Below are 12,804 nucleotides of genomic sequence, written 5' to 3' on the forward strand. Positions count from 1 at the left end.
CCTCCGCTTAGGCCGCGTTGGCCGGCGGGGGCAACCTGGGCCGTCGTGAAACCGGCGAGGTCGGCATTCACCCGGTGCACTCGGGCCGTTCGGTTACGCGGTAGGTAAGGGGTAGTCCTTACGGCGGACGAACTTCAGCGCCGTATGCGTGTCCGAGAAGCTGACCACCTTGTTGTCGACCAGCCCATGCGCCTTGGCCGCGGCCATGACCTCGGTGTCCTGCAACGTGGCGGCCTTGCCCTTGCGCGAGACGATCCAGAGCGCGCCCGCCTCTGCCAGCGCCGGAACCAGCTCGCCGACCCGCGCCAACTCGGCGTCGCTGTCCGCGCCATAGAAGAGCAGGTCCAGCTCGGCGAGTTCATCGACCGGAACCGCGCCGGCCGCCGCCAGCTCTGCGGTAAGCGTCGGATCCGGAACGCCGATCACCGCCGCCCGCATGCCCGCCCTCACGCCGATCTTCTGGGCGCGGCCCTTCGGATTCAGGATGGCGTCGGCCCAGTTCGCCGCCCGCTTTTCACCCAGCGCGAACCGAGAGCCGTCCGCCAGCGCCAGGTCACCGCCGTCGGCGCGCACCCCCTTCAGCGCCTCGCCCTCGAACACCAGCCGCTCGCGCCCGCGGAAAATCAGCTTCGGCGCCTCGTACTGCAGCCGCCCCTCGTCGGGCCCGTCCGCCAGGATCGCCGTGACCTCCGCCTCCTTGCCCACGCCTAGGCGGCCTGGCCGAGGCTGAGGAACTCGTAGCGGGCCAGGTGGTGGTCGGTGTTGCCGAAGGCGCTCTCGATCAGGGTCGCCCGCTTGAAGTAGTGGCCGATGGCCATCTCCTCGGTCATGCCCATGCCGCCGTGCAGCTGGATGGCGTTCTGACCCACGAAGCGGCAGGCCTTGCCGATCTGCACCTTGGCGGCGCTGGCCGCCTTCGCCCGCTCGGCGTCGTCGCCGAGCTTGATCGTCGCCATGTAGGTCATGGAGATCGACTGCTCGACGTTGATGAACATATCGACCATCCGGTGCTGCAGCACCTGGAAGGACGAGATCGGCGCGCCGAACTGCTTGCGCTGCTTGGTGTATTCCAGCGTCCCTTCGTGCAGCCGGCGCAGCACGCCGAGCGCCTCGCCGCAGGTGGCCACCACCGCCTCGTCGACGACCCGCTCGATGAGCGGGAAGCCCTGGCCCTCCGGCCCGAGCAGGGCCTCGGCGCCGACGCGGACGTTCTCGAAGGTCACTTCCGAGGCGCGGCCGCCGTCCACTGTCGGATAGTCGCGCGTGGAGACCCCTTGCGCGTCCGTCGGCACGATGAAGGCGCTGATCCCCTGCTGTTCGCGCTCGCCGCCGCCGGTGCGCGCCGTGACGATCAAGTGGGTGGCCCAGGGCCCGCCCACCACGACGGCCTTCTGGCCGTTGATGACGTAGCCGTCGCCGTCCTTCTTCGCCGACGTCGAGACGGCCGCGAGGTTGTAGCGCCCTTTGGGCTCGGCGTAGGCGAAGGCATAGACCGCCGTACCCGCGATGATCTCCCCGATCAGGTCCGCGGCCTGCCCATGGCCGGAGTGCTTCAGGAAGCCGCCGCCGATCACCACCGTCGGCAGGTAGGGCTCTACGACCAGCGCCTTACCCAGCTCCTCCATGACGATCATGTTCTCGATCGGACCGCCGCCCAGGCCGCCCAGCTCTTCCGAGAACGGCGCGCCCAAGATGCCCAGCTCCTCGGCGAAGGCCTTCCACACGCCCGGATTCCAGCCCGGCTCCTTGCCGACCACCGCGCGCCGCTGCTCGAAGGTGTAGGTGTCCGCCAGGTAGCTCGCGACCGTGTCGCGCAGCATCGACTGTTCTTCGGTGAAGCTAAAATCCAAGGGGTCGCTCCGTCGGGAAACTGGAAGGTCGATCGGTCGAGCTTTAGAGGCCCAGCACCATCTTGGCGATGATGTTGCGCTGGATCTCGTTGGAGCCGCCGTAGATCGAGGTCTTGCGGCCGTTAAAGTACTCGCCGGCCAAGCCGCGGGCGTAGTCCGGGCCCGCCTGGAAGTTGTCCCCCAGGTCGCGCAGGAACGGCGCGCCGTAGTGGCCCACCGCCTCCAGCGCCAGCTCCTGCAGCCGCTGCTGGATCTCGGTGCCCTTGATCTTCAGGATCGAGCTCTCCGGGCCCGGGCCCTTGCCGCTGCTCTCACCCGCCAGCGTCCGTAGCTCCGTGAACTCCAGCGCCGTCAGGTCGATCTCCAGCTCGGCCACCTTGCGGCGGAAGAACGCGTCCTGGATCAGCGACCCGCCGGTGTCCGACGTCTCCGTCCCGGCGATCTTGCGCAGCTTCTCCAGGTTCCGCTTCGAGCGCGCCACCCCGGCGATGCCCGAGCGCTCGTGCGCCAACAGCGCCTTGGCGCACGTCCAGCCCTGGTTCTCGTGGAAGATCCGGTTCTCCACCGGCACCTTCACGTTCTCCAGGAACACGTCGTTGACCTCGTGGCCGCCCTCCAGGGTGATGATCGGCCGGACACTCACGCCCGGGCTCTTCATGTCGATCAGCAGGAAGGAGATGCCCGCCTGCGGCTTGGCGTTCGGGTCGGTGCGGACCAGGAAGAAGCCCCAGTCGGCGAACTGGCCGAGCGTCGTCCACGTCTTCTGGCCGTTGACGATGTAGTATTCCTTGCCGTCGTCGGCGGTGATCCGCTCCGCCCGGGTCCGGAGGCTCGCCAGGTCCGAGCCCGCGCCCGGCTCGGAGTAGCCCTGGCACCACCAGACTTCCCCATTGTAGATGCCGGGCAGGAACTGCTTCTTCTGCTCCTCGGTGCCGAAGGTGTAGATCACCGGCGCCAGCATGCTCACGCCGAACGGCAGCACCGGGAGGGCGTCGGCCCGCGCCAGCTCCTCGGACCAGATGTACTTCTGGGTAGGCGTCCAGCCGGTGCCGCCGTGCTCCACCGGCCAGGACGGCGCCACCCAGCCCTTCTTGGCCAGCACGCGGTGCCACAGGAGGTACTCCTCCTTGGTCAGCTGCCGGTGCTCGTCCTGCGCCTCGCGCAGCTCGGCGGGATAGTTGTCCCGGATGAAGGCCCGGACCTCCTCGCGGAAGGCGTTTTCTTCAGGGGTGAAGTCGAGGTTCATGGGGGAGCCTCCGGGCTGCGGGTTTACGGCGTAATACGCCCCGCCCCGGCGCTTGGGAAGATTACGCTTACGTCAACGTCATCAATGCGCCAGTCCGAAATCGCTACCAGATCACCAGGCTGCGGTTGGCGTCGAAGTTCAGCGGCACGTCCACCCAGGGGTCCGCGCCCTTCTCCACCGGGCGCATGCGGAACTTGGAGCGCAGCGACAGGGCGGCCTTCCCGAAGCCGTAGCCCGCCGGGGTTTCGTCCTTGACCGAGCAGTCGGCGAGCCGGCCCACCGCGTTGACCCGGCAGCGGAGCACCGCGCGGCCCGAAATGCCGTTCGCGGCGGCCGTGGCCGGGAAGGCCAGCGCGCCCTCGTAGGGGCTGGGGGTCTCCTTGAACCGGGAGCTCGACAGCTCCGGTTCCGGCAGGACGAACCGGATCGGGATGCGCACCTGCCCGCCGGCCACCGGCTCGCCGGAGCGGGTCGTCGGACGCATCTTGAAGAGGCGGGACATTCTCAGCGCCGCCTCGCGGAAACCCTGATCGGCCGGCGTCTCCTCCAGGACACGGCACCCCTCCAGCAGGCCGTTGGCCGCAATCGTGCAGCCGAGCGTAGCGCGGCCCTCGACGCCGCCCTTCGCGGCGGCCTCGGGATAGTAGCGCGCGATGTCGGCGGCGGTCGGACCCCGCTCGGCGGTCGGACCCGCTTGCAGCGCCAGTATGAGGAGTGCAGCGAACATGGCTCCCGAGCCTCGCCGCGTCCGGCGGCGGAAGGATGGCGAAGCTCGGCCATGCGACCTTGCGTTCGCCTCAAATGACGGCCAAACGGTCGGGCCCCATGCCGCGCATCCTGACCTACAATGTGCACCGCTGCGTCGGGAACGACCGCCGGCTCGACGTCGCGCGGATCGCCGACGTGCTGGCCACCCTTCAGCCGGACATCGTCGCCCTTCAGGAGCTCGACGTCGGCCGCGCGCGGACCAACCACGTCGACCAGGCCCACGAGATCGCCCAGCGTCTCGACATGGCGTGCCATTTCCACGCCGCGATGAGGGTGGAGGAGGAGCTCTATGGCGACGCCATCCTGTCCGCCTATCCCGAGACCCTGATCCAGGTCGGGCCCCTCCCCGGCCACCCGCGGATCGCGGCGCTGGAGCCCCGCGGCGCGCTCTGGATCGAGGTCGACGTCGACGGGACCAGGGTGCAGGTGATCAACACCCATCTGGGCCTGGTGCCCCGCGAGCAGCAGATGCAGGCCACCCACCTGGCGGGGCCCTCGTGGCTTGAGCATCCGCGCTTCAGGGGTCCGCGCATCCTGCTCGGCGACTTCAACGCGACGGGGACCTCCGTCGTCTACCGCACGCTCTCGGCCAGGCTGGAGAATGCCCGGACGCGGGCGCCCGTCCGAAAGCCCAGCTCCACCTTCCCGGCCGCCCTGCCGGTGCTGAAGATCGACCACATCTTCGTCAGCCCGGAGGTGACGGTGAAGGATGTCTTCGTGCCGTTTTCCCCCGCCTGGCGCGTGGCCTCGGACCACCTACCGCTGGTCATGGACTTCGAGGTGGGCTAGCGGGCGCGCGCCGCCTCTTCGGCGATGAGCCGCGCCTCCCGATAGAGCCGCTCGCGCCTGCGCCCCAGCCGCCAGGAGTCGGCCGTGTCGGACGGGTCTCCGATGTGGTAGGCCGACACGAACTCGCCGAACGCGCTCATCTTGGGCGGCTCGATCGGCGCAAGGCGTCCCTCGCGGTTCAGCGCGTCGATGGCGCCGACCAGCCCGCCGAAGTCGGTGCGCGCCTTCTTCACCGCATCGCCCGTCACCGCCATGAAGTGGCCGATCAGCCGGTCGCGGAAGGCCGCGATGGTGAGCCGCGACCTGCGGTCGTCGCAGCGGACCGTCAGCTCGATCTCGGTGTCGAATCCCCCCGAGCGGTTGTTGAGGTTGGCCGAGCCCACGCGGGCCAGCCGGTCGTCGAAGACGCTGACCTTCGAGTGGACGATGATCGTCTCCCCCCCGGGGGTGGTCGGATAGAAGGCCCGGAAGCGGCCGAAGATGTCGGCGGCGCGCAGCCGCCAGATCATCGCGCCCCTCGCCCGGTCCATGGTCAGCTGGTCGAACCAGCTGGGCGCCTTGCCGGTGGAGATGAGCACCACCTCCGGACCGTTCGGCTCGGCGAGGCGCGCCGCGACCGCCTCGGTGATCAGCGGCGAGGTGAAGTACTGGTTCTCCAGGTAGATGCAGCTCTTGGCGCTGGCGATGGCGGCCAGCGTCAGCTTCTGGATCTCGCTCACCATCGGCCGGCCTTTCCAGGCGGGTTCGGTCCGCGCGATGGCCACCTCGGCGTCGAGGATGTGCGGCGGCACGTGGTCCGGCCACGGATCCCCGCCGGCGTCCGGCGGCGGCGGCAGGACTTCGTCGGTGGCGCGCCGCCAGCGCTCGCGGCAGTGTTCGGCCAGCACGCGCGCAGCCTCGCCGTCCACCATGGCCATCACCTCGTGGCGGGGCGCGTGGCACTCCTGCTTGGGCATGATCCGGCGCTGGTCGTCGTCGAGGTGGGCAGCGGTGTCCCAGCGGTCCACGCCGATGTCGCCGCCGCCGCAGAACGCCAGCCGGTCGTCGACCACGACGATCTTCTGGTGGTGGCAGGCTCCGAAGGGCACCGCGCTGTCGAGGCGGAACTTCACCGGCGTCTTCTCGAAGAACTTGCGCGCCTTGTGCGGGAAGAAATCCTGGCTGGCGCTGATCGGCAGGGCCGATTTCCAGATCAGCAGGCGGACATCGAGCTCGGGCCGGGCGCACGCGAGCTCGACCAGGATGCGGCCCACCTCGTCGGGGTCGTCAGGTCCGTCGTAGCCGTCGGGAAACAGCCGGGTCCGCGGGTCGAAGCCCCAGCCCAGGATGAAGATCGACCGGCGCGCCTTGTGGAACGCGTCGAAGAGCGCGGTGAAATAGGCCTCGGTGTCGATCAGGAAGGCGGTCCGCCCGGCGCGCGCGGTGCGCCAGCAGGTTTCACCGGGTCGGATGACCGTCATCTTGCTCCCTAGGCCGGGGCCCGAGCGCGGCCCACCCCCTCAAAGGCTAAGCCTCAAGGTGGGTTCCGAGCCGGTTAAGAGCAAGAAAGAACAGCGCGCCGCTCCGGGAGGAGCGGCGCGCCAGCCCGTGAGACTATTGGGCCTTCGAGGGAGACTTTGCGGCGGCGAACTCCTCGGGGCCGCCCATGTAGGCTGCGCAGCCGCCGGAGAGCTCGGCGGTGACCTTTTCCTTCAGCGAGCCCCGGGCCTCGCGCTTGGCGCGCGCCAGCTCGGCCTCGCCGCGCTGGCGGATGACGTCCAAGCGGCTCATCTTCGCGGTCTTCAGCAGGGCGTCCACGCCGGCCGTGTCGACGCCTGCGGTTTCGGCGATCCCCTTGCAGCGGCTGGCGCGCAGGTAGTCGAGGTCCGAAACCCGGGGGCTGGCGACGGCGGCGCCGGCGACGGCAAGGCTCAGGCCGGCGATGAGTATGGCGGCGGTCTTCATGGTCTCTCTCCCAAACAAACTGACAAGGGGAAGCTGAGCGCCGACAAAGCTGATCTCAAATGAATTGGGTGTAATGAGCAGTAGAGTCGGATTAATTATCAGCAATGATACATGGATGTTACTACCGTCCGTAAACATCTTGTAATGTTCGGACGCGCCGGGCATGTAGGCGGCATGGCCGCCCCGCAGCCCAAGCTCACCGCCGACGAGGTCAACGCCCTGATGCGGCGCGCCTTCCCGGACGCGCCGCAGGACGGCCTCCCCAAGACCGTCGCGGTCGCACCGGGCCGGGTGACTGTGGTGCGCGCCTATTCGCCCGGCATGCTGCGGCCCGGTCAGCTGATCTCCGGGCCGAACCTCATGGGCATCGCCGACAACGCCGCCTACGCCTTGGTGCTGGCCCACGTCGGCGACCAGCTGATGGCGGTGACCTCGTCCCTGCTGATGAACTTCCTGCGCGGCGCCAAGCCCGGCGACATCCACGCGGAGGCCGAGCTGCTGCACCTGGGGCGCCGCAACGCCGTCTGCGACGTGCGCCTCTGGACCGAGAGCCCGGACCGGATCTGCGCCCAGGCTAACGTCACCTACGCGCTGCCGCTGTCATGAGCGAACCTGCCAAGGCGCCCGCGCCGATCAAGACGCCCTGCGTGAAGGTCTGCGTCGTGGACGGGGAGAGCGGGCTCTGCCTGGGCTGCTACCGCCAGCTCAACGAGGTAGCCCAGTGGGCGCGGTTCTCCGAGGAGGAGCGCGAGCGGATCATGGCCGAGCTCCCGGACCGCCGGGCGCGAATCCGGCCGGAGAAGCTGGCAATCTTTCGGTAACGACGGCCGTTCACCGCTTGAAAACCCGCCGGCCTTAACCTTTGGCGCTCAAGAGAGGCCGGAACCGGCCCTTAGAGGTGAGCCGCCAAGGGTGTCGAACGCGCTGAAATACGCCCTGGTGACCCTGGTCGCCTCCGCCTCGGCCTTCACCACCGCCGGCGCCGTGGTCCTGCTTGCGCCCCGTGCGCCCGAGCTGCGCGCCGCCCGCGCCGAAGCCGCCCTCATCGAAGTCGCTCCCGAGATCGCCGCCGTCGGCCGCGCCGAGATCGCCAAGGCCTCCGACGGCCACTACTGGGCCGAGGGCGAGGTCAACGGCCAGACCGTCCGCTTCCTGGTCGACACCGGCGCCACCGCCGTCGCCCTCACCCGCGAAGACGCCGCGCGCCTGGGCATCCCGGTGGACGAGCTGAAGTACGGCTACTCCGTGGTCACCGCCGGCGGTCAGGCCCGCGCCGCGGCCGTCAAGCTGAGCTCGGTCTCGGTGGCCGGCGCCCGGCTCGAGGACGTGGACGCCGTGGTCATCGAGAAGGGCCTCGACACCAGCCTGCTGGGGATGACCTACCTAGGCCGCCTCTCCAGCTTCCAGGCGACGCGCCAGGCGCTCTTCCTGCAGCCCTGACACCGCGGCCAGCGCCGCATCGATGACCTCCAGGCCCGCCCCCGGCTTCACCCCCTCGACGGTGAGGATCCGCCGCCACGTGCGCGCGCCGGGCGCACCGTGGAACAGCCCCAGCATGTGCCGCGTCATGGCGGCCAGGTGGGTCCCCTTCTCTAGCTCGCGGGCGACGTAGGGCCGGTAGCGCCGCACGGCCTCCGCGGCGTCCACGGTCTCGCCTGCGCCGAACAGCCGCCCGTCGGCTTCGCCGAGGATCGCTGGCGTGTGATAGGCCGCCCGGCCCAGCATCACCCCGTCCACGTGCTTCAGGTGCTCTTCGGCGTCGTCCAGCGACTGGATGCCCCCGTTGATCACGACAGTCAGGTCCGGCCGCGCCCGCTTCAGACGCCAGACCAGCGGATAGTCCAGCGGCGGGATGTCCCGGTTCTCCTTGGGCGACAGCCCCTTCAGCCAGGCCTTGCGGGCGTGGACCACGAAGTGGCGGACGCCGGCCTGGGCGCAGAGGTCCACCAGCCGGTACAGGCTGTCCTCCGGATCCTGGTCGTCCACGCCGATGCGGCACTTCACGGTCGCGGGGACCTTCACCGCCGCCGCGATCGCCGCCATGCACTCGGCCACCAGCTCCGGCTCGCGCATCAGGCAGGCCCCGAACCGGCCCGACTGCACCCGGTCCGACGGGCAGCCCACATTGAGGTTGATCTCGTCGTAGCCCTCCGCCTCGCCAATCCGCGCCGCCTCGGCCAGATCGTTCGGCTCCGAGCCCCCCAGCTGCAGCGCCACCGGATGCTCCGCCGGATCGAAGGCCAGGAGCCGCGACCGGTCGCCATGCAGGATCGCGCCGGTGGTCAGCATCTCCGTGTAGAGCACGGCCTTGGTCGTCAGCTGACGGTGCAGGACCCGGCAGTGCCGGTCGGTCCAGTCCATCATAGGTGCAACAGAAAATCTAGAAGCTTGATACAACTCGTCTTCCAGTAAATTTCAATGCGCTAGATGCTCGTGCGACCCCGGCAAACTGCGCCGATCTTCGACATTTTTCGCCAGAGTTTCTAAACTCACAGCACCCGTTTCGCACCGAAAAACCATGGCTTCGATCAGAAAGCAAAAGTCCGGCCGCTGGCGCGCGCAGGTCCGACGCAAGGGCCAGGTGTTCAGCGAGACCTTCCAGCGCCAGGCGCACGCAAAGAGATGGGCGGCGGACGCCGAACTGCAAATTGAGCGCGGCAAGGCTCCCCGAAAGCCGCGAGAGGCCGCGCTGTCGACCTTCGGCGAGCTCATCGAGCTGCACATCGCCGACATGAAGGAGGTGAGCCGGGCGCCCGGCCGGTCCAAGTTGGCGACGCGGCGCTCACGGCCTGAGCCGATCACGCGTTCCCGCGTCGCCTGCGACGTGCTCGTCGGGCGATCTGGCCGGCATCCAGCGGCGGAATGGCGTCGTGTCTCGCGGCGCCCACCGTGTCGGCCACCTCAGCGCCCCGGAAGCCCAGCGGCCGGTTCGGGGGAAGCGTGGAATCCACAGCCGTCTGGTGTTCCATCTCGGCGTTCAACTTGGCTCCGAGCAGGATCGCCAGGGCAGAAAGCCAGCTCCAGAGCAGGAAGCCGAAAACCGCTGCCACCGAGCCGTAGGCGGCCGTGAAGCCGGCGAATGCGCCGACGTACCAGGAGACCGCGGCAGACATGCCCAGCCACGCCGCGGCCGCGAGGGTGCTTCCCCAGCTCACCCACCGCCAGCGGGCGGGCCGCCGATCGGGCGCGGCGCGGTAAAGCAGGCAGAAGGCCACGGCGGCCAACACTCCGAGCGCCGGCCACCGCAGCAGCGCCAGCGGCGCCCAGCCCTCCGGCAGCCGCAGGATCGCAAAAGCTGCTGGCGCCACAACCAGCCCGGCGCCGGCAAGGATGGCGAAAGCAAAGCCGCCGAGGGTGATCCCGAGGCTAACCTTGTTCAGACGGACGACCCCACGACCCTCGAGCTCGAGGTAGGCGATGTTCAAGCCCCGGATCAGCGCCTTGGTGCCCGTGTTGGCGGTCAGGACGGCCAGAAAGAGGCTCAAGGCGAACGCAGCCCCGAGACTCGTCTGCTGCTGCTGGGCGAGGCGCACCATCTCGTCGCCGATCAGCATCAGGACATCGGCTGGCACGACCCCGTCCAGCAGGGCCAGGTGGCTGCGCGCGAGGCTGGGATCTGCAAAGAGGCCATAGAGCGACACCAGCGCGGCGAGCGTCGGAAACAAGGCGACGACCCAGCAGTACGCGATGCTTCTCGCGACCATCGCCAAATCCTCTGAGAGGAAGCCCCGCCCGAAGCGCCACAGCACATCCAGCCAGCCCCTAAGGGGTATCTGTACGGGCCACTCGGCGGCGCGGCCTCTGGAACGAGGCGTGGCTGTGGTCATCTCGGAATCTACCGCTCCCAGGCGCTGCCGTGAAGACATCGCGAGTGTGGCTTCAGGGTCCACTGAGTTGGGCAGACCCCACGTACCTCTTTCGGTGCTCTAATATCGATTGGCGGCCCGCCAAGATGCGGCGAGACATTCATCAAACTATATTTTCGTCGACCGCCACATAACCGCACCGGCATTAGCAATAACTCTAATGCATATTGATGCGCAGCAACTCGTTTACATGAACAAGCGGAACCATTCCCACATAGCGGCGTTCATTTGGCGCCGGAGCCATCGTCATGCGACGCAGAGGCGCGGCCTTGAAAGACCTCATGAAAAACTCGGTTCTCGCGCGCGACGGGCTCTTCCTCATGATCTGCGCGCCGGCGGAACTCAATCGCAGCGGTCGAATGCTGGATCTGCGCCGGCTGACTCCGTTCGGCGTTCGCCTGACCGGGGCCTGCGTCGCACTCGCGGCGGGTCTGCTTCTGGGCGGGGCGATGAAGCCGGAACTGCTCAGCGAGAACCTCGTGAGCGGGCCGCAACAGTTATCTGGCCGCTCAGGTGTCCGCGCGATCGCCGCGGCCGATGACGGCGCCGCGATGGCGGCCTATCGAGGAAATCCTCCGCACTATGTGCTCGGCCTCGGCCCGGCCTAGTCGGACACGCGGGGAACGACCGGGGCCCGCCTTTCCTGTGACCATTCGCCAGGGGTCCGATCCTGGTGGCGCTTGCTGAAAATACGCGGCTGACGGACCGGTCGATGCCCCGGAAGCAGCGTCGCGAGATCGCGCGATCCAGGTCGGTTCACCAATCGCGTTCGCAATCACTCGGCACACCCACAGTGCGCCAACTGCGCAGCCATCACTCGCCCTGGTCCCGAAGCACCAACATGCCTAGGTGCTCTGCCACGTACGCAGGCTTGTTGTGCCCCTCGATCTCCATGGTCTTCTCCTGCTTCATGAGGAGCCGGCCTGGGCCCTTCTCTTCCACGCTCAAGATCTTCGTATGGATCCGTACCCGTGAACCGGAGGGCACAGGAGTCAGGAAACGGACCCGGTCGAGGCCATAGTTCAAGGCGAAGGCCACGTCGCGAACAATCGGGAAGTCCGGCGGCCCGTGCTCGCTGAGCAGGGACAGACTGAGGAAGCCGTGGGCGATCGTGCCCCCGAAAGGCGACTCGCGCTTGGCCCGTTCCGGATCTACGTGGATGAACTGCGGATCGTCCGTGCATGCCGCGAACTGGTTGATCCGCTCCTGCCCCACGGTGATCCAGTCGGAGGGTGAAAGCTGGCGGCCGGCGTAGCCCTTGAACTCTTCGGCCGAGATCTCTTTGCGCATGTGGGCTCCTAAGCAGGCGCACGGCCACCTCCGGCCGTGAGGGCGGTCGCCGACGCGAGATGGCAGGCGACCCGCTGGCCTGGATAAAGCATCTCGAGCGGCGGCTCCTCGACGGAGCAAGGCTCGAACCGGACAGGACAGCGGGTATGGAAGCGGCAGCCCGATGGCGGATTTCGCGCACTCGGCTGTTCGCCCTCCAGCAGGCCCCGGCCCGTCGTGACCGCGCCCACGTGCAGCGTCGGCGCCGCCGCCAGCAGGGCGCGGGTGTAGGGATGCCTCGGGGCCGCGAACAGCGTCTGGGCCTCACCCACCTCCACGAGCTTGCCCAGGTACATGACCCCGATCCGGTCGCTGATGTGTCGCACCACCGTCAGGTCGTGGGAGATGAACAGATAGGCCAGCCCAAGCCGCTTCTGCAGGTCCAGCAGGAGGTTGAGGATCTGGGCGCGGATTGAGACGTCCAACGCTGACACCGCCTCGTCGCAGACCACGAGCTCGGGCTCCAGCGCCAGCGCACGGGCAATGCTGATCCGCTGACGCTGGCCGCCGGAGAATTCGTGCGGATAGCGGTCCGCCATGTCGGGGAGCAGGCCGCACAGCGCCATGAGCTCGGACACCTTGGCGCGCCGCGAGGCCGCATTGCCGATCCCGTGCACGTCCAGCGGCTCGGCGATGATGTCGCCTACTTTCATTCGCGGGTTCAGGGAGGAAAACGGGTCCTGGAACACGGTCTGCATGCGCCGGCGCACCTGGCGCAGCCCTGCGCCCTTGAGGCGGCTGATGTCGTCCCCGTCGAACAGGATTCGCCCAGCGTCGATCGCCTGCATGCGAAGGACGGCCATGGCAGTGGTGGACTTCCCGCAGCCGCTCTCGCCGACGATCGAGAAGGTCTCGCCACGATTGATGCTGAATGAGACGCCATCGACGGCGCGGACCGTCGCCGCCCCGCGCCCTCCAAACAGGCTGCCCCTCACCGGGAAATGAACCTTCAGGTCCTCCACCTGCAGGAGCGGCGTCGCGGGCTCAGACATCGGCGTAGCAGGCCCACTGC

Annotated in this window: 15 protein-coding genes; 5 read left to right on the forward strand and 10 right to left on the reverse strand. The window is 68.4% G+C overall.

The window, feature by feature from the left end; translation table 11 throughout:
- Positions 1–93 precede the first annotated feature (93 nt).
- From VIL76_RS09215 to VIL76_RS09230, 4 genes are all read right to left on the reverse strand, one after another.
- Positions 94–705 (reverse strand): DUF3052 domain-containing protein, encoded by a 612-nt coding sequence (locus VIL76_RS09215; protein WP_332044726.1) that lies wholly within the window; start codon positions 703–705, stop codon positions 94–96.
- Positions 706–707: 2 nt separating this feature from the next.
- Positions 708–1,850 carry an acyl-CoA dehydrogenase family protein gene (locus VIL76_RS09220; RefSeq protein WP_332044727.1) on the reverse strand — a complete coding sequence of 381 codons (1,143 nt, stop codon included), beginning with the start codon at positions 1,848–1,850 and terminating at the stop codon, positions 708–710.
- A 43-nt stretch (positions 1,851–1,893) separates the two neighbouring features.
- Entirely contained in the window at positions 1,894–3,096 is a 1,203-nt protein-coding gene (locus VIL76_RS09225) for an acyl-CoA dehydrogenase family protein (RefSeq protein WP_332044728.1), read from the reverse strand.
- A gap of 103 nt (positions 3,097–3,199) precedes the next feature.
- Entirely contained in the window at positions 3,200–3,823 is a 624-nt protein-coding gene (locus VIL76_RS09230) for a TonB family protein (RefSeq protein WP_332044729.1), read from the reverse strand.
- Between the two features lie 98 nt (positions 3,824–3,921).
- Between VIL76_RS09230 and VIL76_RS09235 the strand changes: the two genes are divergently transcribed.
- A complete protein-coding gene (locus VIL76_RS09235; protein WP_332044730.1) occupies positions 3,922–4,653 on the forward strand; it encodes an endonuclease/exonuclease/phosphatase family protein in 732 nt (243 codons plus the stop codon).
- On the opposite strand, the gene VIL76_RS09240 is transcribed toward VIL76_RS09235, so the two are convergent.
- Positions 4,650–6,113, reverse strand: coding sequence for a phospholipase D-like domain-containing protein (locus VIL76_RS09240; protein WP_332044731.1), 1,464 nt, complete (start codon positions 6,111–6,113; stop codon positions 4,650–4,652). The genes VIL76_RS09235 and VIL76_RS09240 overlap by 4 nt on opposite strands.
- 133 nt (positions 6,114–6,246) lie before the next feature.
- On the reverse strand, positions 6,247–6,597 hold the full coding sequence (locus VIL76_RS09245; RefSeq protein WP_332044732.1) for a hypothetical protein: 351 nt from the start codon (positions 6,595–6,597) through the stop codon (positions 6,247–6,249).
- A 174-nt stretch (positions 6,598–6,771) separates the two neighbouring features.
- On the opposite strand from VIL76_RS09245, the gene VIL76_RS09250 reads away from it, so the two are divergent.
- The 3 genes from VIL76_RS09250 to VIL76_RS09260 all read left to right on the forward strand — a co-directional run bounded on the left by VIL76_RS09250 (position 6,772) and on the right by VIL76_RS09260 (position 8,037).
- Complete coding sequence (locus tag VIL76_RS09250; protein ID WP_332044733.1) at positions 6,772–7,203, forward strand: PaaI family thioesterase; 432 nt, start codon at positions 6,772–6,774, stop codon at positions 7,201–7,203.
- A complete protein-coding gene (locus VIL76_RS09255; protein ID WP_332044734.1) occupies positions 7,200–7,418 on the forward strand; it encodes a DUF1289 domain-containing protein in 219 nt (72 codons plus the stop codon). Before VIL76_RS09250 ends, VIL76_RS09255 begins: the two co-directional genes overlap by 4 nt.
- A 91-nt stretch (positions 7,419–7,509) precedes the next feature.
- Positions 7,510–8,037, forward strand: a complete 528-nt coding sequence (locus VIL76_RS09260; protein ID WP_332044735.1) for a TIGR02281 family clan AA aspartic protease — start codon at positions 7,510–7,512, stop codon at positions 8,035–8,037.
- Here the strand turns inward: VIL76_RS09260 and dusA are convergent.
- Together dusA and VIL76_RS09270 are read right to left on the reverse strand one after the other, a co-directional pair.
- Complete coding sequence (gene dusA, locus VIL76_RS09265) at positions 7,981–8,994, reverse strand: tRNA dihydrouridine(20/20a) synthase DusA (protein ID WP_414695426.1); 1,014 nt, start codon at positions 8,992–8,994, stop codon at positions 7,981–7,983. The two genes, VIL76_RS09260 and dusA, sit on opposite strands and share 57 nt — an antisense overlap.
- A gap of 401 nt (positions 8,995–9,395) precedes the next feature.
- Positions 9,396–10,346, reverse strand: a complete 951-nt coding sequence (locus VIL76_RS09270; RefSeq protein ID WP_332044736.1) for a YihY/virulence factor BrkB family protein — start codon at positions 10,344–10,346, stop codon at positions 9,396–9,398.
- A 386-nt stretch (positions 10,347–10,732) separates the two neighbouring features.
- Between VIL76_RS09270 and VIL76_RS09275 the strand changes: the two genes are divergently transcribed.
- Complete coding sequence (locus VIL76_RS09275; protein ID WP_332044737.1) at positions 10,733–11,071, forward strand: hypothetical protein; 339 nt, start codon at positions 10,733–10,735, stop codon at positions 11,069–11,071.
- Positions 11,072–11,276: 205 nt separating this feature from the next.
- Here VIL76_RS09275 and VIL76_RS09280 read toward each other — a convergent pair whose 3' ends face one another.
- Entirely contained in the window at positions 11,277–11,753 is a 477-nt protein-coding gene (locus tag VIL76_RS09280) for a MaoC family dehydratase (RefSeq protein ID WP_332044738.1), read from the reverse strand.
- Positions 11,754–11,761: 8 nt separating this feature from the next.
- Positions 11,762–12,784: an ABC transporter ATP-binding protein gene (locus tag VIL76_RS19755; protein WP_414695427.1), complete on the reverse strand. Its 1,023-nt coding sequence runs from the start codon at positions 12,782–12,784 to the stop codon at positions 11,762–11,764.
- Positions 12,785–12,804: the final 20 nt, after the last annotated feature.

The organism is Phenylobacterium sp. (assembly GCF_036563285.1).
Lineage (GTDB): Bacteria > Pseudomonadota > Alphaproteobacteria > Caulobacterales > Caulobacteraceae > Phenylobacterium.